Below are 23,364 nucleotides of genomic sequence, written 5' to 3'. Positions count from 1 at the left end.
GGAGGCGGAGCACCATTATTCCATGAATTCCAGGAGCAGCGGCTGCACACCCCCGTATGACGCGCCGCATGCTGTCCGCGGCGAAACGTCCCCCGAGAAGCGCGGTGGCGGCAAGTGAAGAGAAGCGGGAGCCGCCGGCGCAGCATGGCATGCGGGAGAGCGAGCCCTGGCATGAAGGCATGTCGGCCGGGGTGGGTGTCGAGCATGCACGGCGGGTGATATGAGACTCAGGGGTGACTTTCGGAACCCCTGGGTTGTCGAGCAAGATGCAGCCCCGGTGGGGAACGTGCGGATGGCCTTGAATCGCGCCCTGGCTGCTTCGGTAGAGGCCGACGCGTCAGCGACAGAAGCAGAGGATTCCAACCCCGACGCGCCTGACGCGGAGGGGGAGCTGGAGCCTGCCCGGAGTGCCTTGAGCGCGCAGGAAGGCGCGGAGGCCCTGGTGCGGCGCCTGCTGCGCGTGCCGTTGCCGGCGCTGCTCGTCACGGATGGTGCGGGCAGAGTGCTGGACGCCAATGATGCGTTCCTGCGCCTCGCGGGCCTCTCGCGCGAGGAGGTGGAGGCGGGCGGGGTGCAGTGGGACGCGCTGGCTGCGCCCGAGACGCCCTCCGCGGGCGCGCAGGCGGTGGACATGCTGCGCCGGTGGGGGACCGCCGGGCCGCTGGAGACGGAGTACGTGCGCGCCGACAGCGCGCGGGTGCCGGTGTCGCTGGCGGTGATGGGGCTGGAGGCGCCCGAGCGGCTGCTGGTGATGGTGCAGGACCTCACGCCGCGGCGCCGGGCTGAGGAGGCGCTGCGCTTCCTCTCGGATGCCAGCCGCGAGCTGGCCGAGGTGGGCGCCGAGCCGGATGCCATCCTCACGGGGGTGGCGCACCTGGCGGCGAGCTCGGTGGCCACCTGGTGCCTCGTGGATGTGCTGCAGGAGGACGGCTCCTTTCGGCGAGTGGCCGCCGCGCACCGGGACAGCGAGCGCGAGGCGCTCTTGCGCGAGGCCCCGCGCTACCCGCCCGTCACGGACGCGGCCAGTCCGCTCTTCCAGGCGTTGGCGCGGGGCGAGTCGCGCCTCTACCCGGACTTCCTCGCGGAGCACCGCCGGCAGATGGCGCGGGCTCCGGAGCAGCAGGCGATCCTGGAGCGGTTGGGCGCGCGCTCGCTGATGCTCGTCCCCATGCGCTCGCGCGGGCAGGCGGTGGGGCTGTTCACCTTCGCGACCTCGGAGCCGGGGCGGCGCTACGGCTCGGAAGACCTGGAGATGGTGGAGGAGCTGTCCCGGCGCGCGGTGGCGGCGGTTGACAACGCCCGACTCTACGGCGAGGCCCAGGCGGCGGTGCGCCTGCGCGACGAGTTCCTCGGCATCGCCAGCCACGAGCTGAAGACGCCGCTCACGCCGCTGCGGCTGAAGCTGCAGATGCTCCAGCGCCAGGTGAACGGGGCGCGGCTGGAGGGCGAGCCGCTGTCGGCCGAGCGCATCTCCGAGGCGCTGGATGTGTCGCTGCGGCAGGTGCGCAAGCTGACGGACCTGGTGGACAACCTGCTGGATGTCTCGCGCATCACCGCGGGCCGGCTGCGGCTGGAGCTGGAGGAGCTGGACCTGGCCTCGGTGGCGGCCGAGCTGCTGTCTCGCTTCGCGCCCTCGGCGGCGCAGTTGGGCTGTGCGCTGGAGCTGCACGCGCCGGAGCCGGTGTTCGGCCGGTGGGACCGGCTGCGGGTGGAGCAGGTGGTGACGAACCTGTTGTCCAACGCCATCAAGTACGGGGCGGGGCGGCCGGTGGTGGTGCGGGTGGAGGAGGACGGCGAGCGGGCGCGGCTGACGGTGCGGGACCAGGGCATCGGCATCGCGGAGGAGGACCTGGGGCGCATCTTCGAGCGCTTCGAGCGAGCGGTGAGTGATCGGCACTACGGCGGTCTGGGGCTGGGGCTCTACATCACCCGGCAGATCGTCGAGGCGTTCGGCGGCACGGTGCGCGTCTCCAGCCAGCCGGGCCAGGGCTCGACCTTCACGCTGGAGCTGCCCCGCGGCGCGCTGCCGGTACCCTCGGTGCGCTGAGAGGCCTCGAGCCCTCACGCCGCCCGGGAGGCGGTGCCGGACGAGGAGGATGTCTCCGGCGGCGGCGAAGGTGCGCGGGGCGCCACGCGCGGCAGCCGGACGTGGAAGCAGCTGCCCTGCTGGGGGCCAGGGCTCTCGGCCCAGATGGTGCCGCCATGGCGCTCGATGATCTCCCGGCAGATGAACAGGCCCAGGCCGAGCCCTCCGAAGTGGCGAGGGGTGGCGTTGGAGGCGCGGCAGAAGGGGTGGAACAGCCGCGTCACGCTCTCCGGAGGAATGCCGATGCCTTCGTCACGCACGCGCAGCTCCACGTGGGAGGAGCTCAGGTCGAAGGAGATGCGCACGGTGCCGCCCTGCGGTGAGTAGCGCACGGCGTTGCTGAGCAGGTTGGTGAGCACCTGATCCAACCGCGCCTCGTCCCAGACACCCTGGAGCGAGCCGGGCGGGGGCTCGAGCTCGAAGCGCAGCCCCTGGGAGCCACGGGGCTCGAAGCGCTCGAGCACCTCATGCACCACGGGGAGCAGATCCACCGGCTGGCAGTTCAGCTCCAGGCGCCCGGACTGGATGCGGGCCGTGTCGAGCAGATCATCCACCAGCCGTCCCAGCCGCTGGGTCTGCCGGGACATGGAGCGCAGGGCCTTGAGCAGCCACTCGCGCTCGGGGAAGTCCGCGCACTTCTCCAGCCGCTGCAGCGTGAGGCTGGCGAAGCCCTTGAGGGGCGTGAGCGGGGTGCGCAGCTCATGGCTGGCCACGCAGAGGAACTCCTCGCGGGTGCGTACGGCCTCGCGCAGCTCCGCCTGGGCGGTGCCGATGCGAGCCACCATCTCGTTGAAGCCGGCGGCCAGCTCGCCCAGCTCGTCATCCTCCTCGGCCTCCACGCGCCGCTCTACGTCACCAGCGGCCAGCGCGGCGGTGGCCTCGCGCAGCGCCGTCAGGCGGCAGATGACATCCCGGGCCACCACCTGCGAGAGCGCCAGCGCCAGCAGCACCCCCGACACCAGCAGCCCCACGACCGCGGCGCTCATCTCGGTGATGGCGGCATAGGCCACGTTCAGCTCCTGGGTAACCACCACGCTCCAGGGAGTATTGGGCACGGGCGCGGCGGCGCCGAGGATGTGACGGTCCCCCGCGTCGAAGGCCTCCAGCGCCCGGAGGCCCGAGTGGGCCACCGCCGCGGCCAGGGGTGTGGGCAGCCGGGCCTCGCTCAGCAGCGGGGCTCCCCCCGTGGTATCGCGCAGCACCCGCAGGGTGCGCCGGTCCAGCACCTGCACTCGGAAGCGCTTGGCGGTCGGAGAGGGGGCCGATGACAGCCGCTCCAGCGACAGCAGTGCCACCAGCAGTCCCTGGTGCTCGCCGCCCACGGTGAGGGGCAAGGGCACGGCGACTTGAGGGCGACGACCCGGGCCCATGAAGGGAGGAGAGACGGTGGTGCCGGGGCCCAGCAGCGGCAGGACGCGGAGTCCTTCCGGGCTCGAGGAGGAGCTGGCCAGCACCGAGCCTCGCGCATCCAGGGCGAGGATGGCGTCGAAGCTTCTCTTGTGCGAGGCGAAGTTGGACAGGTAGGGCTCGAGCTGGGCGCGATCCCCCTGGGCGAAGGCGGCGCTGAAGCCCGGAGAGTCGCGCAGCAGCAGCAGGGCCTCGCGCGAGGCCTCCACGTGGCGCCGCAGGAAGTCCGCCTCGCTCAAGGCCGCGCGCACCGTGTCGTCGCGCACCTGGGCCTCGATGGCGCGCTGGGCAAGGAACGAGGCGAGCCCCCCCAGCGCGAGCAGCGGCACCAGGCCCGCGAAGGCCAGGCCGCGCAGCAGCTTCCAGCCCACGGTGCGAGGCGCGCGAGGCCGCCAGGTCACCGCCTCGGCCACGCACCCGAGCGCGAGGATGACGTACACGGCCATGCCCATCCAGAAGTGGCCTCGGCCGAGGGCCCAGGCCAGCAGGCCGAAGGGCACGGCCAGGGCGCCCGCCGCCGCGCGGGGCAGCCACGGGCGAGAGGGGTTGCGCGGCAGCAGCAGGGCGAACCCCGAGGCCATGAAGAGCAGGCCCGTGAGCTCCAGCACGGGAGACAGGTGCGAATAGATGGCGGCCGGAAAGCGCTCGGGAGCCAGCACCATCGTCCCGCCGAACAGCACGCCAACGACGGCGGCGAAGAGGCGGAACAGCGGCTGTCGCCGCATCGCGGGCCGGGCCTCCAGCGCGAGGCCCGTGAAGAGCAGGGGATACAGGAGGGTGCCCGTGAAGCTGCCGCTGAGGACATTGAGCACCCACCAGTACACGGTGGTGACGGCGATGAAGCCCAGGCGGCCCAGCACATCCAGCCAGCGGGGCGCGTGGGGGTAGAGCATGGCACCCAGCAGGGCCAGGCTGCTGGCCAGGTAGGTGATGCCTATCTGCCTCACATAGGGGTAGAGGGGCCGGAACGAGGCCACGCCGAACTCGTAGGGCACGTAGGCCATCATCACGCCGAACGTCAGGCCGATGAGCGCCGCGGGCCAGGTGATGGCCAACGGAGGAGTGGCGTCAGGCGGCAGAGTCCGCGGCTCGGAGTGCGGGGGCATTCCGACGGATTGGGCGCTCCCGGCCCTCCGCCGACCATCACCCTGGGGTCCATCGTTGAGGGCGCGACAGGGAACGCGGCGCGAGTGTGTACCGCGCGGCATTGGGCTCATCCCCTGGCCGTCTTGGTCTACAGTGCCGGGCCCATGACTCCGAAAGAGCTCTCCGAGAAGGCCCGGCAGCTCGTCTCCGAAGGCGCGGTGCTGCTGGATGTGCGCACGCCGGAGGAGTTCCGGCAGGGCCACCCCGAGCAGGCGCGCAACATCCCCGTGCAGGAACTGCCCCAGCGGCTGGGAGAGCTGGGGCCGCCGGGCACCAAGGTGGTGGTGTACTGCGCCAGCGGGGGCCGCAGCGCGATGGCCACCAGCTTTCTGAACCGCAGCGGCTACCAGGACGTCTTCGACCTGAAATCCGTCGCGTACTGGTAGGCCGCGCGCTCAGCGCACCGCGTGCAGGAAGTCCGTGAGGTCCTTCACGAAGCGCTGAGGCACCTCGGCGTGCGGGGCGTGGCCGACCTGAGGGTAGAGCACGAGCCGGGCGCCGGGGATGGCGGCCGCGAGCGCCTGCTGCTCGGCCACGGAGAAGATGGAGTCCTGGTCTCCGCCGACGATGAGCGTGGGCGCGGCGATTTGGCCCAGCCGCGCCGAGTGGTCCTCGGCGATGAGGCCGGCCAGCGCGTCCTTCCAGACGCGGGCGGGGACCTTCAGGCTCTCGGAGACGAGGGTATTCAGATAGGAGTCGGGGACGGGCTGGAAGACGGTGCTCGCCTGGAACTCGTGAACGAAGCCCGGATCGACGGGGTCCTCCAGGGTGACGACGAAGTCGTTGAGCCCGCGAATCACCGCGTTGTTGCCAGTGGGGGCCGAGCCGATGAGGACCAGCGCCTCGACGCGCTGGGGAAAGGCCAAGGCTACCTGCTGGGCGATGAAGCTGCCCATGGAGTGGCCCACGAGCGTGGCGCGCGAGATGCGCATCGCATCCATGAAGGCGGCCACATCGGCGGCGAAGTCCTGCTGGGTGTAGCAGCACGCGGGGCGCTGCGAGTCACCGTGGCCGCGCTGGTCCAGCGCATAGGCGCGGTAGCGACTTGGCAGGTGCGGCAGGGACAAATCGAAGGAGTGATGGGAGTCCGTATATCCGTGGAGGAAGAGGACGGCCTCTCCGCCGGGGCTGCCCTGCTCCACATATCTCAGCTCGACACCGGTGCTCAGTTGCACGGAACGCTCCCTGGAATCCGCCGCGAGCTGCGACGCCGGCTCGGTGGCGGAGACTTCATTTCTTCACGCGGACGGCGGTGATCTCCTCGGCCAATCCGTCGAGCAGCGAGACGCGGCGGGTCACATAGAAACCCGCGGCCTGGACGAGCGGAAAGGTGTCGCGGTTGAGCCGGCACCCGCCCGTCATGCGGCACCAGGCGGGGGTGAGTCGCTCCTGGAGGCGGGAGACCTTGGGGTTGGGAGAGCGCACATGCTCGAGCATGCGCAGCTGGCCATCGATGCGCAGGACGCGGTGGAGCTCCGCCAGGCCGCGCGCCGGATCCTCCACGCTGCAGAAGACGAGGCTGGCGATGACGAAGTCGAAGGACCTGTCGCGGAAGGGCAGGTCCTGCACATTGGCCAGGGCGATTTGAACGCCCGGGCGGCGCTTGCGGGCGCGCACCAGGGCGTCGGGGTCGATGTCGAGGGCGGTGATGGAGTCGACATCCTCGGGGTAGCCGGGCAGGGCGAGCCCGGTGCCGGCGCCCACCTCGAGGACCTTGCTGTGGACCCCGGCCACGAGGCGCTGACGGGCCTCGGTGAGGCCCATCCACCCGAGAGGAGCCATCAGCGCGTCATAGAGCAGCGCCTTCACCGGAGAGGCCCGAGCGCTACCGAGTGCTCCCCACGGCGCCGCCCGAGGCCGCCGAGGCTCCGCCCTGGGGCGAGCGCTTCGTCACCAGCCCCCAGACGCCGTAGATGACGAGCAGGATGCAGCCGAACTGGGCGGGGGTGAGGCCGAGGTAGCGGGCGTCGACGTAGCTCAAGTCGGTGGCGCGCATGAAGTCGAAGAAGAAGCGGCCGGCGGCGTAGATGATCGCGAACAGGTGCAGCAGGCGGTTCTGCAGCTTGCCGGAGTTGCGCAGGGCGAAGAGCAGACCGGTGATGGCGAACAGCAGCACGGCGTCATAGAGGCCGAGGTCGTGCCGGGGCCCGCCGTAGCGCTCGACGGGGAAGTTCACGGCGAGGAAGAAGTCGGTGCGCAGGCCCGGGTGGTCGTGGGCGATGAAGCAGCCGATGCGGGCCACGGCCCAGCCGGGGGCCACGCCGAGCGCGAAGGCATCGGCGTACTTGGCGAAGCTCACCTTGCGAATCCGGAAGAAGACGATGGCGGCGATGATGCCGCCCAGCAGGCCGCCGAAGGAGGACAGGCCATCCCACACCTTGAGGATCTGGAACGGGCTCTTGGAGAGCTCCTCGGGGTGGTAGAAGAGCAGGTGGACCAGGTGCCCCACGACGACGCCGACGCCGACGCCCCAGGGCGCGTAGTCATGAATGGGGTTGGGGTCGAGCCCCTGCCGCTCCGACTGCTTCACGATGATGCGGGCCGCCAGGAAGATGCCGAGCGCGACGAAGATGCCGAAGGGCTCGATGGGGCCGATCTTCAGCGAGTGCGGGTTGACGTAGGGAATCAAAGGCGGCTCTCCAGCAGGCAGGGAGCCTTCCCTTACCCGCATGTCATGAAGCTGACGAACAATTCGTAACGCCGAATCATCCTCGGCTTGGCTACTGGCAGGGCGTCCAGTTGGCTCCTTTTACCTACACCAGCTTCAACGAGCCGACACACCGGGTGTACGCCATTGGTCACTTCAACGCACGTGGCACGGAATGCTTCCAACTTCCCGACGTTCCGGGAAGGAGCCGAAGGACCTGAACGTCACGGATTGGCGTCTACTAAGGGAAAACCGTGATTTTTTGTCAGGGGGTCCGCGTCTAGTTCCACCGTGGGCCCAAAGAAGTCCGAAGTGGGGGATGACATGAAGGCCGTGCTGCCGCCCGGTGTGCATTACACGGGAGAGATCCACGTCAAGCTGCGAGAGACCGGTTCGGGGACGCGCCTGGCGATGGCGCGAGCGCCGAGCCGTCGCACGCTCACGGCCATCGCCCGGTCCGCGGGAGTGCGCGCGGTGGGCGCGGTGGTGGACGGGTTGCCGGCCCCCACCTTTCGCGGCGCGCGGATGTCGGCGGACCTGCCCCGGGTGGTGCCGGGGGGCGAGCTGGCGCGCTGGCACACCGTGAAGCTGCCGGGAAGCGGCGGCTCGAAGAAGCCCAAGGGCGCGCGGCCGTCTGGGGCTCCCCAGGGCGTGGCGATGGCGATGCGGGGAAGCGCCGCGCCCGCCATGCCCGCCGGCCCGTCCCCGGACGAGGTGTGGAACGCGGTACACGCACTGATGGAGCAGCCGGAGGTGGAGTACGCCGAGCCGGACGCGGTGCTGGTACACCCCACCGTCGAGCTCCCCGAGCCCCCGGGGAAGAACTTCCCGAGGGACTGGCACCTGCGCGCCATCCGGGCGCCGCAGGCGTGGCGGCTCTTCGAGAAGGCGGGGCGCCTGCCCGGAGAGGGCATCCTCATCGGGCACCTGGACACCGGCTGGTCGGCGCACCCCGCGGTGCCCGGACCGGATCGGCTCCTGCCCGGGGTGGACCTGTGGGACCGGCACCGCCCCGACGCGAGGGATCCGCTCGAGTCGGGCATGGGCCTGTCGCCAGGGCACGGCACGGCGACGCTGTGCCTGCTGGCGGCCAACCACGAGGACTACCAGGGAGTGGCCACCTACGCCTCGGTGCTGCCGGTGCGCGTGTCGCCCTCGGTGGTGCAGGTGGGCAGCCACGCGCTGGCGCTGGGCATCCTCCACTGCGTGAGCCAGGGCGCGCAGGTGATCAGCATCAGCATGGGAGGGCTGCCCAGCCGGCTCTGGGCGGACGCGGTCAACCACGCATACGAGCAGGGCGTGGTGGTGTGCGCGGCGGCCGGCAACCACTTCCCGCTCGGCGGCTCGCTGCGGACGCCGACGAGTGTCGTCTACCCGGCGCGCTTCCACCGGGTGCTGGCCGTGTCCGGAATCACTCAGGGGCTGAAGCGTTACCGCTTCAATGATCGCATGTCGGGCAACGACGGGCCGGAGGTGGACCTGTGCGCGCCGACCCCCGACGTGCTGTGGGCCCTGCCGCCCGAGGACTACCGTCCGGGCAGGGGCACCTCCACCGCCACGCCCCAGGTGGCCGGAGCCGCCGCGCTCTGGTTGTCCTACCACCGCCAGACGTTGGAGGACTTCTCACCCGTAGAGCGGGTGGAGGCCTGCCGTCGCGCGCTGTTGCTGGGCGCAAGCGACGTGGGACCCTACCCGTATCATCCTCGGCCGGAGGAGCCGGCGCGCAAGTACAACGAGTACTTCGGAGACGGCCGTTTGAATGTGGAGGCGACCCTGCGCATCAAGCCCATTCGGGGCTTGCAGCCCCAGCCGAGGGATGACGTGAGCTGGGCGCTCTTGAAGCTGCTCGGAGTGGGGCGCCCCGTGGCCCCTGCAGGCGCACCGGTGGACGCGGACCAGGTGGAGTTGCTCTGGGCCACGCACACGGTGGGCGTGCAGCGGGCCGTCCAGACTTCTATTGCTTCTGTCGTGTCCGAGAGGCTCCGGGCGCGGCTGGAGTTGCCATGAACCCGGGGAGGGGCCTTCCCCCACCCTCCCGTATGCAGTCCTGTGGTCCCCAAGCAGTCGGAGGTCCCAGTAAGGAGTGAACGGTCCATGAGGTCCTATCTGTTGGTTCCCAAGGAGAGCATCGAGACCCAGGCGCGCGATGGGGTACGGGGGACTGCGCGGGGTGAGCGGCAGCTCCAGCGCTCCACGGCGCTGCGGTTCGCCGGCGCCGAGCGAGCGGCCGAGACGCTGCAGCAGCTCGGGCTGCGCTCGGCCACGCTGCCGGGCGCGCGTCCCTCCGTCAGCAAGCAGCCCAAGGGCAAGGGAGGCAAGGGCAGCCGGGGCAATGTCGTCCGGGCCCAGGCCACGGTCATGCCCGGCGGCCCGGTGCAGGAGCTGACCGGCTCGGAGGCGGGCAGCTACCGCTACATGCCGCTCATCGGCGCGACGATGGCGCACTTCTACTCGGACAAGGCCGAGCACTCCGCGCGCGGAGAGCTGGCCGGAGAGTTCGAGTTCATCCCGGACGTGGTGCCGCTGTCCTTCCCTGGCCCGGTGGCTGGAGAGACGGGCCCGCGCAACCGAGGCATGTCCTCGCTGGCCGAGCGAGAGTGGCCTGACGAGTGCGGCGTGCCGCTGGCTCACGCTCAGGGCATCCGCGGCGCTGGAGTCATGCTCGGCGTGCTCGACACCGGCGTGGACGCCGACCACCCCGAGCACGCCAGCAAGGTCATCCAGTTCCGCTACGTCTCGCTGTTCCCCAACTCGCCCCACACCCCGGCGCGGGACATCCGCGGCTTCGATCCGGATGGCCACGGCACGCACGTGTGCGGCATCGCCGCGGGGGTCCACCACGGTGTGGCCCCGGAGGTGGACCTCTACGTCGCCTCGGTGATTGAGTCGGAGACCATCCGCACCAGCCTCGGCCGCGTGGCCGCCGGCATGGAGTGGCTGCTGCACCAGTTCTCCCGCCCGGAGAACGCGACGCGGCCCGCGGTGGTGAACCTGTCCCTGGGCTTCCCGGTGGTCTGCCCTCCGGGGATCACCGAAGCCGACTACCGGCTCAACCTGCGCGCCCTGCGCACCATGCTGCGTCGGCTGCTGGACAGCAACGTGCTGCCCGTTGTTGCGGCAGGCAACAGTGGACCGAACACGGTTGGTTACCCAGCAGGCTTTCCGGAGGCACTGGCCATCGGTGCAGTCGACTTCGACAGGAAAGTGGCCAGCTTCTCGGCCAGCGGTGTGGTGGAGAAGCGCTCCGTCCCAGACGTCATGGGCTACGGTGTTAACATCTATTCAAGTACGGAACGGCGCTGCAACAACCAGGCGTTTTATGAGAGAATGAGTGGCACCAGCATGGCTGCCCCTTATGTTGCTGGTATTGCAGCACTGTATCGTTGCCGTGCTCCTGACTTGACGGCGCTCGAGGTGAAGGATTTGATTATGGCCAACGCAGTCAAGCTCAAGCGCTCGCCGGGACACCGAACGGGCAAGGGTTTGGCTGTGTATCGCTGACGACGGTAGGTCCGGGGCCGGCGCCACAGGAGCGCCGGGCCTGGGGGAGGAGAAGGGCCATGAGCAGGAAGCAGAACGGACCGGGGAAGACCCTGTACGCCTTGCCGCGCGCGGTTCCCTCGGTCCGAAGCCTGCCAGGTTCGGGTGGCGAGGAGTCCACGTCCGAGTGGATTGACGTCACGGTCATGCCGCGTGAGAGCAGCACGCCCCGGCGCCGTGCCCCGCGCGAGGTATCCGCCAACCGAGCGGCTCTCTACCAGGCAGGCCTGGCGGAGAGCGCGCGGTTTCGCGACGACCTGATGCGCTGGCTCGAGTCCCACAAGCTCATGGGCGCGGTACGGTCGGTCAGCGAGCCGGGCGGCTCCCTGCCCATGTTGACCCTCCGTTGCGCGCCGCGCGTGCTGGATCAGCTGCGTCGCGCTCCCGAGTTCGAAGCGGGCTCCTCCATGCCCCTCGAGCTTCACTCGTAAGGCACTTTTCCACCCGGTCTTCTGCGGACCCTCCTCCCTCTGCGAGGAGGACGGCCCGTGCGGCGCTTTTGCGGGGGCCGCTTCCCGGAAGTCTGCGGGGTTACGCGTTCTCGTCTCACTGAACCGACGCCCTGCCCCCGCCTTCCTGAATAATCTAGAAACTCGTGATTGTCCCGGCAACCCGCTAGGGAGCAGGAAGTACAGTCTTCCTGTCTATCATTAGACGCTTGAGAGAGAGATTGGTTCTCTCAAGGACTGCGATTTTCTCACGTTTCACAGGTGCGTCCATCTGACGGATGGGAAAGTATGAAACATGTCTGCCTGGCTGCTCTCAGGGCAAGCAGACGCGGTACATGCTCTCGAATCCGAAGAGGATACCGAGCTGACCCTCGACGACCCAGGCGGTGTCACCAACGACGCCCACAGGGGTGGGCGAGAGCGGAACATCTGCCCGCTGTTGTACTTGGTGACGTAGAGGGCGCCTTGGCCGTCCCAGGCGATGCCATTGAGGGTGAGCGCTGGCCGCTGAGGTAGGTGGTGTTCTTGGACAAGGAGAGCCACGCGGAGCCGCCAGCGGGCAGCTTGTCGACGCGTGAATTGACGGAGTCTGTGCCCTGCTCGTCGAGTGTCATGTCGCAGCAGAAGCCACCACACCGGAGGTGAGCTCGGGCCGCACGGGGATCCGCGCTCAGGCTGGCGACGTTGCTCAGGCCCTCGGTGATGAAGGGACGGAGCAGGAAGCGCCGGAGGCGAAGCGAACCACCTTGCCGGTGCCGATGCTGCCGGCGAAAGCGGTGCCGTCCTAGGTGACGGCGATGCCCTCTGGAAAGAAGCAATCCGCACTGGGCTGGCCCGAGGGATCCTGAGGACCCTCCTCGACACCGCAGCTTGCCAGGAAGAGAGCTGCTATCAGGCTTACCGCGCCGCACTTCATGGGCCCCATTCACACGATGAAGGGGCCCGAATCTCTCAGCGAACTCCTGAGGAATGGGCACGCTCGCCAGCGATGTCAGACCGAGGTGGTGAGATAGGAGGCAGCTGCAACGAGGAGGGTGGCGGACATGGAACGGATGGGGCTCGTTTGGCAAGTGGAGCAGGAGCTGGAGCGAGTCATCTCGCAGGGCCAGCTACCTCAAGGTGGACACCTGCCCGCCGAGCACACGCTGGCGCAGCGCTATGGTGTCTCCCGAGCCACGGTGAGAGAGGCGCTGCTGAAGCTGGCCGCCCGAGGGTTGGTGGTGCAGCACCCTGGGCGCAGAAGCCGCGCGGTGGCGCTGGAGCAGGCGCTGACGCTGGAGAACCTGAGCGTGGCCCTGCACGCGAGGAAACAAGCCCCCACCCAGAGTCGCCAGCTGCTGGAAGGCTTCTGGGCACTCAAGCGCGAAACCGCGGTGGAGCTGCTGAGTGCCTGCTGCGAATGCGCCAGCGAGGCGGACTTGAAGCGGCTGCAGGAGGCCTGCCTGCACCTGGAGGATGCGGTGCGCTGGGAGCCGCAAGCGCGTTGGGCCCAGCTCGAGTTCGAGTTGCTGCGGCTGGCGGCACGCGTGGCCAAGCGTTCGGGACACCTGCTGCTGCTGCAGTCCCTGGAGCGCTCCTTCTGGGGCATGGTGGACCGGGTGGTGCTCCAGTCGGACAACCAGTCCGTCCTGCAATGGGCGAAGTGTGCTTATGAAGGCCTGACTCAGCGGGACGCGCAGGCCCTGAGGCGTCAGCTCCCGGCACTCCTCCAGGCCAGCGATGAGCACCTGCTGCGCAACGTGTGGGCGACTCACGAAGCCCCCCAGTCCCTTCCCACTGAAGTGCCGCCAGGCCCTCATCCCCACGCAGGGCTTGAGCCCGCCGAGAGTGAGCCTCCTGCGGCAGCCTCCGAGCAGCTCCCTGCCTGCACTGCGGCAAGTGCTACTGAGCCAGCCCAGGAGGAACCGCGCGTAGAAGGTGCCACAACTCCGGATGCACCTGAGCACCACGAGATTGCAGCGCAGGGGGCTGTACCTCAGTCACCACCACATCCCGGCTCCGTGGGATGCCACTGTGCCCACTCCCCCCGGAGGGCCCCGGTCGGGGGCGGGCTTCCCAAAGCTGTCTGGTTGTCAGACAGCTTTCTGTCAGGCGCTGGCAACGGGACGCCCTGGTGGAGGGCGGCCTTTGTCAGTTTCGGTCCTCCCCCAGGGGCATTGGGCTTGGGAACTGCCGGCTCTCTAATGTGGGAGAAACCGCAGGAGGACTTCCCGCCTAGAAGTTGAGTCCGCCGTCCACGTCGATGGTGCGGCCGTTGAAGTACTCGCACTCGATGATGAACTTCACGGCGACCCAGATGTCCTCGGGCACGCCGATGCGGCCCACGGGGATGGAGGCCACCAGCGCATCACGGGCCTTCTGGTTCATGCCCTGGGTCATCGGCGTCTCGATCATGCCCGGAGCGACGGCGCCGACGCGGATGCCGAACGGAGCGAACTCGCGCGACCAGGTGACGGTGTTGGCAGCCAGGGCCGCCTTGGCGGACACGTAATTGGACTGACCGCGGTTACCGTGCCGGGCGATGGAGGACATGTTGACGATGACGCCGGGCTTCTGCTCGGTCTCGACCATCTTCGCCACCACCTCGCGCACCATGACGGTGGCGCCGTTGAGGTTGACGCCGATGACGGCGTTCCAGTCCGAGGTGGTCATCTTCTTCACCTGGCCGGTGGTGCGATCCTTCTTCACAAGCAGGCCGTCGCGGAGGATGCCCGCGTTGTTGATGAGGCCGTTGAGGCCGCCCATGGCCTGGTGCGCCCAGTTTACGAAGGCAACGCAGTCCTCCTCGTTGGACACATCCAGGCGGCGGCGGTGGATGCCTGCGGGCAGCGCGGCGAGCTTCTCCTCGCTGATGTCACCCACGGCCACCTGGGCACCGGCCTCGAGGAGCCGCTGCGCGAAGTGGGCACCCATACCCTGGGCACCGCCGGTCACCACGATCTTCAGGTCCTTCAACTGCATGTGCCTCTCCTGGAAGTGCGGCGGCGCGGGAGGCCCGGGCCACCGGAGAAAGTGACGCGGAACCTACGCCCAAGACCAGGGTGCTGGCCAGTGGCAAGCGGATGAAACCTGAATCGGTCTTCAACTTCCCATGAGCGTGGATGAGACCCGTGCTCTTCGTGCAAGGCGCACCGTGCTCTCAGGGGCTGGGCGCGTTCCGGGCCGCGTGAGCATGCACGCTCCGGGAGATGTCCACGATGAGAGCGCGGGCCACCCTCTCATCGGAGATGCCGCTGGTGAGCACCACTAGGATGTAGGGCGCACGGCCCTTCGGGTAGACGATGGCCGCGTCATGAAGGACTGAGGTGATCTGCCCGGTCTTGTGGGCCACGCGTGTCCCCGAGGGCAGGCCCGCGGGAATCAAGTCGTTCAATTCCTGGGCCAGGAGGATGGTGCGCATGGCCTGGGTGGAGCTGGCCGAGGCTGCCTGCCCGCGCTCGATGGCGGCTAGCAAGGTGGCGAGATCCCTCGCCGTGGCGCTGTTGTTGAGCCCCTTCGCGTACGCCTTTCCGTCCTCCACGCCGCGCAAAACGGTCATCTGCTTCGCGCCCAGTCCGCGGAGCGTCTCGGTGACCTTCGTGGCTCCCACCAGGGCAATGACCGAGTTGGTCGCCAGGTTGCTCGAGCGGGTGATCATCCGCTCGACGAGCTCGCGCGCCAACACCGGCTTGCCCAGCTGTTCGTGGAGAGCGGCGTCCTCATCCTCCTTGGGGTCCAGCGAGTAGGACGAGCCGTCCACGATGGAGGAGAAGCGGTTGACGAGGGGGATGGGCTGGTCGAGCGACAGCTTGCCGGCGTCCACCTGCCGGAAGAACTCCACCATCACCGGCACCTTCATGGTGCTGGCCGCATGAAAGGAGCGGTCGGCCGCCAGCAGCAGCGAGTCCTTCTCGTTTCCCAAGTCCTGATAGGCCACGGCCACGGTCGCGCCCTTCACCTGGGAGATGCGCTCCTGGAGCGCACCCCGGAGAGCCTCAGGGCTGGAGGGAGCTACCGCGAGCACGACGAGCAGGGCGGTCTGGAGCATGGAGCGAGAACCGGGTAGAGAGGTGGAAGCGAGCCTATGTCCCCGGTGGAAGCAGGGCCATCGCGTCACGGAAAGCGACGCGGTGCGTTGCCGCCCTGACGCGGAAGGTCACGAGCCTTTCCAGCGCACGAGGGTTTTGACAAGGGCTTCGAGGGGGTGCTACCAGAAGCTGAAACATGAATCGCCCTTCAACTTCGTCAGAGCGCCTCCTCCCCGTCACGCCGCGAGGCCAGAAGACGCGCCAGAAGCTGCTGAGGGCAGCCGAGGCCATCTTCGGTGAGAAGGGCTACGAGCGCGCATCCATCGCGGACATTACCCGCAAGAGCGGCGTGGCGCTGGGCACCTTCTACGTCTACTTCCCGGACAAGCAGTCCATCTTCGTGGAGGTGGTTGACGAGCTGGGCGAGCGCCTGCGCCGCCTCATCGCCGAAGCCGTAGCGGGTCTTCCCAACCGGCTCGACGTGGAGCGTGAGGGCCTGCGCACCTTCTTCGAGTTCGCCCGCGAGCACCCCAACCTCTACCGCGTGGTGCGCCAGGCCGAGTTCGTCGATGAGGCCTGCTACCGCCGTTACTACGACCGCTTCGCCAAGGGGTACGTGCGCGGCCTCTCGCAGGCCATGGACGCGGGGCAGGTGCGCCGCATGGACGCGGAGTCGCTGGCCTACTGCCTCATGGGCATCGGAGACTTCCTCGGCATGCGCTGGGTCATCTGGGAAGAGGACCCCGGCATCGAGCGCGTGCTGGACACGGCGATGGCGCTCATTCGTCACGGTTTGGATCCGCGCCCCGCGCCTCGTCCGGGCAAGGACTCCGCCAAGGCTCCTCCCAAGACCTCCACCGCCTCCTCGAAGCGCGGGACCCGTTCCGCGCGTAACACCCTCCGGAGCAACGCATGAGATACGCCCAGATCCTCTCCACCGGACGCTACGTCCCCGAGAAAGTCCTCACCAACGCGGATGTGGACCGCATCCTCGGCGAGTCGGTGAGCGACTGGCTCGTGCAGAACGTGGGCATCCGGGAGCGGCACATGATGGCCGACGACCAGGCCACCTCGGACCTGTGCGTGGCCGCGGCGCGCCAGGCCCTGCAGCGCTCGGGCACGAAACCCGAGGAACTGGACCTCATCGTCGTCGCCACGGACACGCCGGACTACCTCAGCCCGGCCACTTCCTCGGTGGTGCAGGCCAAGCTGGGCGCGCCGAACGCGGGTACGTATGACCTGAACTGCGCCTGCGCTGGATGGGTGACGGCGCTGGACGTAGCCAGCAAGACGATCGCCGCGGACGAGAGCTACAAGCGCATCCTCGTGGTGGGCGCCTACGGCATGTCGCGCTACATCAACTGGAAGGACAAGAAGACATGCACGCTGTTCGCGGACGGCGCGGGCGCGGTGGTGTTGGGTGCCGGCGACAAGTCCGGCTTCCTGGGCGCCAAGCTGCTGGCCAACGGCGAGTACCATGACGCGCTCGGCGTCTACACCGGCGGCACCTTCCGCCCGGCCACCGCCGAGAGCTTGCAGCTGACCGGAGGCAAGCCCGCGGTGCAGTTCGTCCGCAAGTTCCCCTCCACCTTCAACACCGAGCGCTGGCCGCAGCTTCTGGACGTGCTGCTCAAGCGCGCCAACCAGTCGCTGGACGACGTGAAGCTCTTCGTCTTCACCCAGCTCAACCTGCGCACCATCGAGGCCACCATGAAGGTGCTGGGCCAACCGATGGAGAAGGCGCACTACACCATGGACAAGTGGGGCTACACGGGCTCGGCCTGCATCCCCATGACGCTGGATGACGCGGTGGAGCAGGGCAAGGTGCGGCGCGGGGACCTCGTGGCCTTCTGTGCCAGCGGGGGCGGTCTGTCCATGGCCTCCGCGCTCTACCGCTGGACGGCCTGAGCCGTACTTCACTTCACCGAGGCACGCGAGAAGGGGACGCGGATGTTCATCGGCGACTGGATGGGGCGCGGAGCCCTGTACTGGCCAGAGGCCCTGGCGGTGGTGGACGTGGCCAAGGGTGAGGCGGGCCGTTTCACCTACCGCGCGCTGAACGCCCGGGCCGAGGCCCTGGGCGGATGGCTGCGCGACGTGGCCGGAGTGAAGCCAGGAGACCGGGTGGGGCTGGTGGCCCACAACGGCGTGGAGTACCTGGACGCGCTCTTCGCCTGCGGGAAGATCGGCGCCATTTTCGTCCCCTACAACTGGCGCCTGCACGCCCAGGAGCTCACGGAGTCGGTGCGTGACACCACACCGCGCGTGCTCCTGTTCGGAGATGACTTCCGCGACAACGTGGCCCAGGTCAAGGATCGCCTCGGCGATTCGCTGCGCCTGGTGCATCTGGAGACGAAGAGCCTGCCGGGAAGCATGCCGTACGCGGAGACGCTGCTGCACCGTCCCGCCGCTCCGGTGACGAACGACAAGGTGGACGCCGAGGACATCCTCTGCCTGCTCTTCACCGGCGGCACCACGGGTCGCTCCAAGGGCGCGAAGGTCTCCTACCGCATGGTGGCGTGGAACACGCTCAACACCCTGGTCCACGAGGTGCGGCCTGGGGACGTCACCATCACCCACACGCCCATGTTCCACACGGGCGGGCTGCTCGTCTACTCGGTCCCGCTGCTCACCGTGGGCGGCGCCGTCGTCATCATGCGCCGGTGGGACCCCGAGGAGCTGCTCACCTTGCTCGAGCGCGAGAAGGTGACGCTCTTCTTCGCGGTGCCCACGCAGTACCAGCAGTTGCACGACGCGCCGCGCTTCCGCGAGACGAACTTCTCCACCGTGCGCTTCATGACCAGCGGTGGCGCGGCCATGCCCGTGCCCCTCATCCAGGCCTGGCAGGCCGTGCATTCGGTGCCCTTCAAGCAGGGCTTCGGCATGACAGAGTTCGGCCCGGGTCTCTTCAGCATGGGCCCGGAGTACGCCATCTCCAAGGCGGGCTCCATCGGTCGGCCCAACTACTTCGTCGACGCGCGGCTGGTGGATGACGACGGTCGCGAGGTGCCCACGGGCGAGGTGGGCGAACTCGTCCTCAAGGGTCCCTCCATGTGCTCGGGCTACTTCAACGACGAGGCAGCCACGAAGGAGTCCATCGACGCGCAGGGCTGGTTCCACACCGGGGACCTGGCGCGCAAGGACGCGGACGGCTTCTTCACCATCGCCGGGCGCAAGAAGGACATGTTCATCTCGGGTGGCGAGAACGTGTACCCGCTGGAGCTGGAGACGGTCCTTTACGAGCACCCCGCTGTGCAGCAGTGCGCCGTGGTGGGCGTGCCCGACGCGAAGTGGGGCGAGGTGGGGCGAGCCTTCGTAGTGCTCAAGCCCGGCGAGAGCGCCACGCCCGAGGCGCTGCTCGAGCACCTGCGCGAGCGCGTAGCGCGCTTCAAGGTGCCCAAGAAGGTGGAGTTGATGGAGCGCCTGCCGGTGTCGCCGGCGGGAAAGATTCTCAAGCGGGAGCTGCGCGAGGCCGCCATCGCGGCGGATGCGCGGCACTGAGTCCTTGTGTGGGAGAGCGCACGCCGGGGGTGCTCTCTCGCGTCACGTCGTTCCCGGCAGTCCCGCCGGTGAAATGAGGAGTATCCGAATGAAGAAGAAGCTGCTGTCCGCGGTGGTGCTGTGCTCGCTGGGGATCGTGGGCTGTGGAGGGGATGACAACACCAACAAGCCGCCGGTGGTGCCGAAGTTCAACACGTCCGACAACATTCGCAACTACCTCGAGGGCAAGAAGATGCTGATGGATGGGACCAACATCCCCACCCATCCCAACGGGTTTGACGAGAACTTGGACCTCGGGCCCAACTCACAGTGCTACAACAAGGTGGAGATGGTCGTAGGCGCGGGCGCCTTCCAGGTGAGCAGCACCGCGGGCAGCCTGAAGGACGTGAACCCGACGACCAAGGTGGGTACCTGCGACAACTCCCAGGCCAACGGCGCCCCGCAGGTCTTCACCACCAACGCCGTCCTCATCGACAAGGTGAAGGAGGATGCCAGCTGCTTCGACGTGCTCTTCACCTACACCAGCTTCAAGCAGCAGGGGCGCGGCAGCCTGAGCGCGGATGGCAAGACGCTCTCCCTGGAGCTGTTCTTCGAGGGCCGGGCCACGGGCGCCACGTGTGAGGCCGGTGGGGTGGGCTCCGGCAACATTGTCCACCTCGGCCAGCCGTTCACCGGCAACGCCGTTCAGGTCTACACGGTCTCCGCGCAGTAGCGTGGGCAGCGAGCGCCTCGGGCGCCCTGTCTTCTTCCCAGTCAAGAGGGGTTTATGACGTGGTGGTTCATGGCTGAAGCAGGTAGGGCGAGGCGAGGCGGAGCGGTGGCGCTCGCCCTGGTGGCATTCGGGCTTTCGCTCTCCGCGAACGCGAGCCCGACCACGGTGCCGGGGGCGTACTACGGCGAATGGCAGGATGAGAAAGAGCGCGAGAAGGATGCGGAACCGCGCGAGTTCACCCTCATCAACTACTTCTTCTCGCGTGGCACCGTCACCAACCAGGTGGGAGACCCCAGTGGCCTCAAGGGCGTGTCCCTGGGGCCCATGGGGAGCCCCACCGGCAGCGCGGTGCGCGTGGAGAGCCTGACGGCGTACTACGTCGAGCAGCGCTGGATCCCCGTCATCGAGTACAGCCCGTGGTTCGTGGACGGGCTGGCCAGCTTCCGGGCCCAGTTCGAGGTGGACTTCCTCTGGGGGCGGTCGGCCAACAGCGTCCAGCCCAACGAGGGTGGCGGCTTCAACGCCGACATGATCAACCTCCAGACCAAGAACATCAATGTCGCCTTCTATCCCTTCCGGGACCCCACCAAGCTGACGCTGCTCATCGGCGCCCAGCCTGTCTACGACTCCTATTTCGATCCGACGCGCTCGCCGCTCAACGACATCATCCGTACCGGCTACAAGCTCACCTTCCTGGGCAGCGACGCGACGGGACTGTCCGTCTTCAGCTCCTATAAGGGAAACGCGAAGCTGAGCCTGTTGCCTCTGGGCAGCGCGCAGCCGGACAGGGCGACCCAGGATGATCCGCGCCTGAAGTACATCTGGCTGCTCACCGGCGACTACGTATACCCGGTGCGGCCAGGGACCAACGTGGGCGTCTCTGTCTGGGGCCTGCGGGACGACACCAAGGGCGATGCCTTCGCCTTCGAGGGCCTGGTGAAGAGCGGTCCGGGCTCCGCGGGCCTGAGCAGCTTCACGGGTACCGGGCGCTTCAACATCGACCTGCCTACCGGCACGGTGTTCTGGGCGGGAGCGCACTTCAATCACAACATCGACCTGCGCACCGGGCGCTTCGGCGCCTCTGGCTTCCTCATGTACAACGGGGGCAGCTACCGCAGCACCGAGGTGGACACCGACAAGGAGCCGACGGTGGACATCAGCGGCCTGTCCGCGAACCTGGAGCTCATCTACAACTGGGGCCGTACGCCCAACGACGTGGTGACGCTCGAGGGCATCTACACCACGGGCGATGAGGACCTGAACGACGGCAAGTACAAGGGCGCCTTCACCCTCAACATGTACGGCCTGCCGGGCGCGGTGTGGTTCAACCACAAGACCCTGCTGCTGTTCCCCTTCACCAGCACCGCCAACAACTACACGGGCGCGGTGACGGACATCTCCAACCAGGGCTACGGCCTGCGCGCCGCCATCGCCTCCGGCGCCATGGACCTCATCCCCAACAAGCTGAACCTGAAGCTGGGCACCGCCCTGGCCACCAGCGACGTGACGCCGCCGCGCTGGAACACGGACGTGCCGCGCGGGCGCTTCATCGGCGCCGAGGTGAACGCGGAGCTGAAGTACCACATCCGCTACCTCATGACGGTCGGCCTGCACACCGGCTACATGTTCAAGGGCAGCTTCTACGACGGGGCGGAGCGGGTGACGAAGAACCCCTTCGCGGCCTTCACCACCTTCACCTGGTACGCGTTCTGATCATGAAGACTCCTCGCGCCGCCACGGCCCTGCTGCTCTCCGCCACGCTCGCCTCGGGCTGCGTCCGCTCGTACAAGTCCGAGCCGACGCTCCCCTTCCAGGAGTTCCCCTACACCTCCACCCAGGGCCAGGCCTGGCCGCTCAAGCGCGTGGCCCTGCCAAAGACGGCCGAGGCTTACCAGGTGGCCACCGTGCCCGAGGTGGCCTACGTGGAGCTCAACCCCGAGGGCAAGCAGACCCTCGTCTTCATCCATGGGCTGGGCTCGTACCTGAAGTTCTGGCGCTACCAACTGGATGCCTTCGCCGCCCAGGGCTACCGCGTGGTGGCCGTCGATCTGCCCGGCTATGGCAAGTCCGACAAGCTGGCCACGTTCCCGTACTCCATGGAGGCCATGGCGGACGCGGTGCGCGAGCTGGTGACCCTGCTGGGCGTGGAGAAGCCGGTGCTGGTGGGACACTCGATGGGAGGGATGACGGCGCTCTCCTACGCCATCCGCTACCCGGAGGAGCCCGGCGCGCTGGTGCTCACCGCGCCCGCGGGTTTCGAGAAGTTCTCCTGGAAGGAGAAGGCGTGGCTCACGCGCGCCTTCAGCACCACGCTCGTCAAGTCCGCGCCCGAGTACGGCATCTGGGGCAGCGTGGCGCAGTCCAACTTCTCACGCTGGCGCCCGGAGCTGGAGTGGCTCGTCGAGGAGCGCGTGCGCGTGGTGGGCTCGCAGGACTTCGACTCCTACGCCTACGCCAACGTGCGCACCGTGAAAGGGCTGGCGCACAACGACTTCGTGCGTGAAAACCTCGGCCGCATCCAGGCGCCGACGATCATCGTCTTCGGCGAGGACGACCGGCTCATCCCCAACCCGTTCATGCACGGCGGGCGGGCGCGAGAGGTCATGGAGTACGGCCACGCGGGCATCCGTGGCTCCGAGCTGGTGGGGTTCGAGCGCTGCGGACACTCGGTGCAGCTCGACTGCCCCGAGGAGTACAACGCGGCGGTGAGCACGTTCCTGCGCAAGCTGCCCGCTCCCGCGGACAGTGCGCCCAAGCAGGAGCAAGAGGCGCCTCCCGCGGCCGTGGAGTCGCCGCCGCCCGCTCCTTGAGGGAGCGCCACTCGGGCTGAGGTCTCCGTCACCGTGCCGGGGCGGAGACCTCGCGCCGCAGCACCGAGTGGATGTCCTGGATGAGCCGTGCCGTCCCACGCACCGACTCCGGGAAGCGCTCACCGAAGACCTGGAAGTTGTGGACCATCTCCGGCCACACCACCAGCTCCGCTCGGACTCCCGCGGCGCGCGCCTTCTGGGCGAAGCGCGTCACGTCATCGTGCTGCAGCTCGGCGCTGCCCACATGAAGGAACAGCGGCGGCAGGCCTCGCAAGTCCGCGTGGATGGGCGAGGCCAGTGGGTGGCGGGGATCTCCCTGACCGATGAACCACTTCGCCCAGTGCAGCAGCATGGGCTTGTCTCCCCAGTCATACCGGGCGTTGGACAGCATGCTCTCGCCGCTGCATTCGATGTCCATCCACGGCGCGAGGAGCACGCCGCCCGCAGGCAGCGGCTGGCCTTGCTCGCGCAGGGAGAGCATCGTGGCCACCGCCAGCCCTCCACCCGCGGAGTCTCCCGAGAGCACCACCTGCTCCGGCTTCACCCCGGTGGATAGCAGCCAGCGGTACACCGCCACCGCGTCCTCCACCTGCGCGGGGAAGGGGTGCTCCGGCGCGAGCCGGTAGTTGGGCGCCAGCACCCGCAGGCCCGTCCCCTCCGCCAGCCGCGCGATGAGGTCCCCATGGGTGCGCGTGGAGCCATAGACGTATGATCCGCCGTGCAGGTACACCACCACCCCCTCGTTCTTCACCTCGGGGGGAGTGAACCACTCGGAGGGTACGCCGCCCGCCTCCACGGGCTCACGGCGCACCCGCTCGAGCGCCGGCGTACTCATGGCCATGGCTTCCGTCTCCGCGCGCTGCGCGGGGGCGTCCAGCTGGACGATGCGCTCGTTGGTGGCCTTCATGAAGGCCACCGTCGCCTCGTACTGGAAGCTCCACCCCGGACGCAGCGGGCCGCGTCTCAGGCGCCGGAAGCTCGTCGCCAGTCCGGTACGCACCATCGTGGACGCGAGTGACAGGAGTCCCATGGATGTCCTCTCCGAACATCCATTATGCA

The 23,364-nt window shown here is 68.4% G+C and carries 19 protein-coding genes; 12 read left to right on the top strand and 7 right to left on the bottom strand.

Annotated elements, in window-relative coordinates; genetic code table 11:
* Positions 1-412 precede the first annotated feature (412 nt).
* The gene (locus SYV04_RS08305) at positions 413-2,047 is read left to right on the top strand and encodes a sensor histidine kinase (protein ID WP_321545102.1); all 1,635 of its coding nucleotides are present in this window, start codon (positions 413-415) and stop codon (positions 2,045-2,047) included.
* Positions 2,048-2,061: 14 nt separating this feature from the next.
* On the opposite strand, the gene SYV04_RS08300 is transcribed toward SYV04_RS08305, so the two are convergent.
* Positions 2,062-4,548: a sensor histidine kinase gene (locus SYV04_RS08300; RefSeq protein WP_321545101.1), complete on the bottom strand. Its 2,487-nt coding sequence runs from the start codon at positions 4,546-4,548 to the stop codon at positions 2,062-2,064.
* A 195-nt stretch (positions 4,549-4,743) separates the two neighbouring features.
* Between SYV04_RS08300 and SYV04_RS08295 the strand changes: the two genes are divergently transcribed.
* Entirely contained in the window at positions 4,744-5,025 is a 282-nt protein-coding gene (locus tag SYV04_RS08295) for a rhodanese-like domain-containing protein (RefSeq protein ID WP_321545100.1), read from the top strand.
* Positions 5,026-5,034: 9 nt separating this feature from the next.
* On the opposite strand, the gene SYV04_RS08290 is transcribed toward SYV04_RS08295, so the two are convergent.
* From SYV04_RS08290 to SYV04_RS08280, 3 genes are read right to left on the bottom strand one after another with little or no spacing between them, the layout of a single operon-like run.
* Positions 5,035-5,814, bottom strand: a complete 780-nt coding sequence (locus tag SYV04_RS08290; protein ID WP_321545099.1) for an alpha/beta fold hydrolase — start codon at positions 5,812-5,814, stop codon at positions 5,035-5,037.
* A 55-nt stretch (positions 5,815-5,869) separates the two neighbouring features.
* The gene (locus tag SYV04_RS08285) at positions 5,870-6,448 is read right to left on the bottom strand and encodes a class I SAM-dependent methyltransferase (RefSeq protein ID WP_321545098.1); all 579 of its coding nucleotides are present in this window, start codon (positions 6,446-6,448) and stop codon (positions 5,870-5,872) included.
* A gap of 16 nt (positions 6,449-6,464) precedes the next feature.
* Positions 6,465-7,268: a prolipoprotein diacylglyceryl transferase gene (locus tag SYV04_RS08280; protein WP_321545097.1), complete on the bottom strand. Its 804-nt coding sequence runs from the start codon at positions 7,266-7,268 to the stop codon at positions 6,465-6,467.
* A 342-nt stretch (positions 7,269-7,610) separates the two neighbouring features.
* On the opposite strand from SYV04_RS08280, the gene SYV04_RS08275 reads away from it, so the two are divergent.
* The 4 genes from SYV04_RS08275 to SYV04_RS08260 all read left to right on the top strand — a co-directional run bounded on the left by SYV04_RS08275 (position 7,611) and on the right by SYV04_RS08260 (position 13,500).
* Positions 7,611-9,293, top strand: a complete 1,683-nt coding sequence (locus SYV04_RS08275; RefSeq protein ID WP_321545096.1) for a S8 family peptidase — start codon at positions 7,611-7,613, stop codon at positions 9,291-9,293.
* Between the two features lie 87 nt (positions 9,294-9,380).
* Entirely contained in the window at positions 9,381-10,787 is a 1,407-nt protein-coding gene (gene popC / locus SYV04_RS08270) for a subtilisin-like protease PopC (RefSeq protein WP_321545095.1), read from the top strand.
* Positions 10,788-10,846: 59 nt separating this feature from the next.
* Entirely contained in the window at positions 10,847-11,257 is a 411-nt protein-coding gene (popD, locus tag SYV04_RS08265; protein WP_321545094.1) for a PopC secretion inhibitor PopD, read from the top strand.
* A gap of 1,061 nt (positions 11,258-12,318) precedes the next feature.
* The gene (locus SYV04_RS08260; protein WP_321545093.1) at positions 12,319-13,500 is read left to right on the top strand and encodes a FadR/GntR family transcriptional regulator; all 1,182 of its coding nucleotides are present in this window, start codon (positions 12,319-12,321) and stop codon (positions 13,498-13,500) included.
* On the opposite strand, the gene SYV04_RS08255 is transcribed toward SYV04_RS08260, so the two are convergent.
* Together SYV04_RS08255 and SYV04_RS08250 are read right to left on the bottom strand one after the other, a co-directional pair.
* Positions 13,490-14,236 carry an SDR family oxidoreductase gene (locus SYV04_RS08255; RefSeq protein ID WP_321545092.1) on the bottom strand — a complete coding sequence of 249 codons (747 nt, stop codon included), beginning with the start codon at positions 14,234-14,236 and terminating at the stop codon, positions 13,490-13,492. The genes SYV04_RS08260 and SYV04_RS08255 overlap by 11 nt on opposite strands.
* A 178-nt stretch (positions 14,237-14,414) precedes the next feature.
* Positions 14,415-15,302, bottom strand: coding sequence for a serine hydrolase (locus SYV04_RS08250; RefSeq protein ID WP_321545091.1), 888 nt, complete (start codon positions 15,300-15,302; stop codon positions 14,415-14,417).
* A 176-nt stretch (positions 15,303-15,478) separates the two neighbouring features.
* Between SYV04_RS08250 and SYV04_RS08245 the strand changes: the two genes are divergently transcribed.
* The 6 genes from SYV04_RS08245 to SYV04_RS08220 all read left to right on the top strand — a co-directional run bounded on the left by SYV04_RS08245 (position 15,479) and on the right by SYV04_RS08220 (position 22,305).
* Complete coding sequence (locus SYV04_RS08245; RefSeq protein ID WP_321545090.1) at positions 15,479-16,198, top strand: TetR/AcrR family transcriptional regulator; 720 nt, start codon at positions 15,479-15,481, stop codon at positions 16,196-16,198.
* Positions 16,195-17,190 carry a 3-oxoacyl-ACP synthase III family protein gene (locus SYV04_RS08240; protein WP_321545089.1) on the top strand — a complete coding sequence of 332 codons (996 nt, stop codon included), beginning with the start codon at positions 16,195-16,197 and terminating at the stop codon, positions 17,188-17,190. The genes SYV04_RS08245 and SYV04_RS08240 overlap by 4 nt, the downstream gene beginning before the upstream one ends.
* 42 nt (positions 17,191-17,232) lie before the next feature.
* Positions 17,233-18,783 (top strand): acyl-CoA synthetase, encoded by a 1,551-nt coding sequence (locus SYV04_RS08235; RefSeq protein WP_321545088.1) that lies wholly within the window; start codon positions 17,233-17,235, stop codon positions 18,781-18,783.
* A gap of 88 nt (positions 18,784-18,871) precedes the next feature.
* Positions 18,872-19,495 (top strand): hypothetical protein, encoded by a 624-nt coding sequence (locus SYV04_RS08230; RefSeq protein WP_321545087.1) that lies wholly within the window; start codon positions 18,872-18,874, stop codon positions 19,493-19,495.
* Positions 19,496-19,549: 54 nt separating this feature from the next.
* On the top strand, positions 19,550-21,208 hold the full coding sequence (locus tag SYV04_RS08225; RefSeq protein ID WP_321545086.1) for a hypothetical protein: 1,659 nt from the start codon (positions 19,550-19,552) through the stop codon (positions 21,206-21,208).
* 2 nt (positions 21,209-21,210) lie between these two features.
* Complete coding sequence (locus SYV04_RS08220) at positions 21,211-22,305, top strand: alpha/beta fold hydrolase (protein WP_321545085.1); 1,095 nt, start codon at positions 21,211-21,213, stop codon at positions 22,303-22,305.
* Positions 22,306-22,333: 28 nt separating this feature from the next.
* Here SYV04_RS08220 and SYV04_RS08215 read toward each other — a convergent pair whose 3' ends face one another.
* Entirely contained in the window at positions 22,334-23,335 is a 1,002-nt protein-coding gene (locus SYV04_RS08215) for an alpha/beta hydrolase (RefSeq protein ID WP_321545084.1), read from the bottom strand.
* Between the last annotated feature and the right edge of the window lie 29 nt (positions 23,336-23,364).

Origin of the sequence: Hyalangium ruber (genome assembly GCF_034259325.1) — a bacterium.
GTDB classification, from domain to species: Bacteria; Myxococcota; Myxococcia; order Myxococcales; family Myxococcaceae; genus Hyalangium_A; species Hyalangium_A rubrum.
This window is presented reverse-complemented; position numbering and strand designations above follow the sequence as displayed.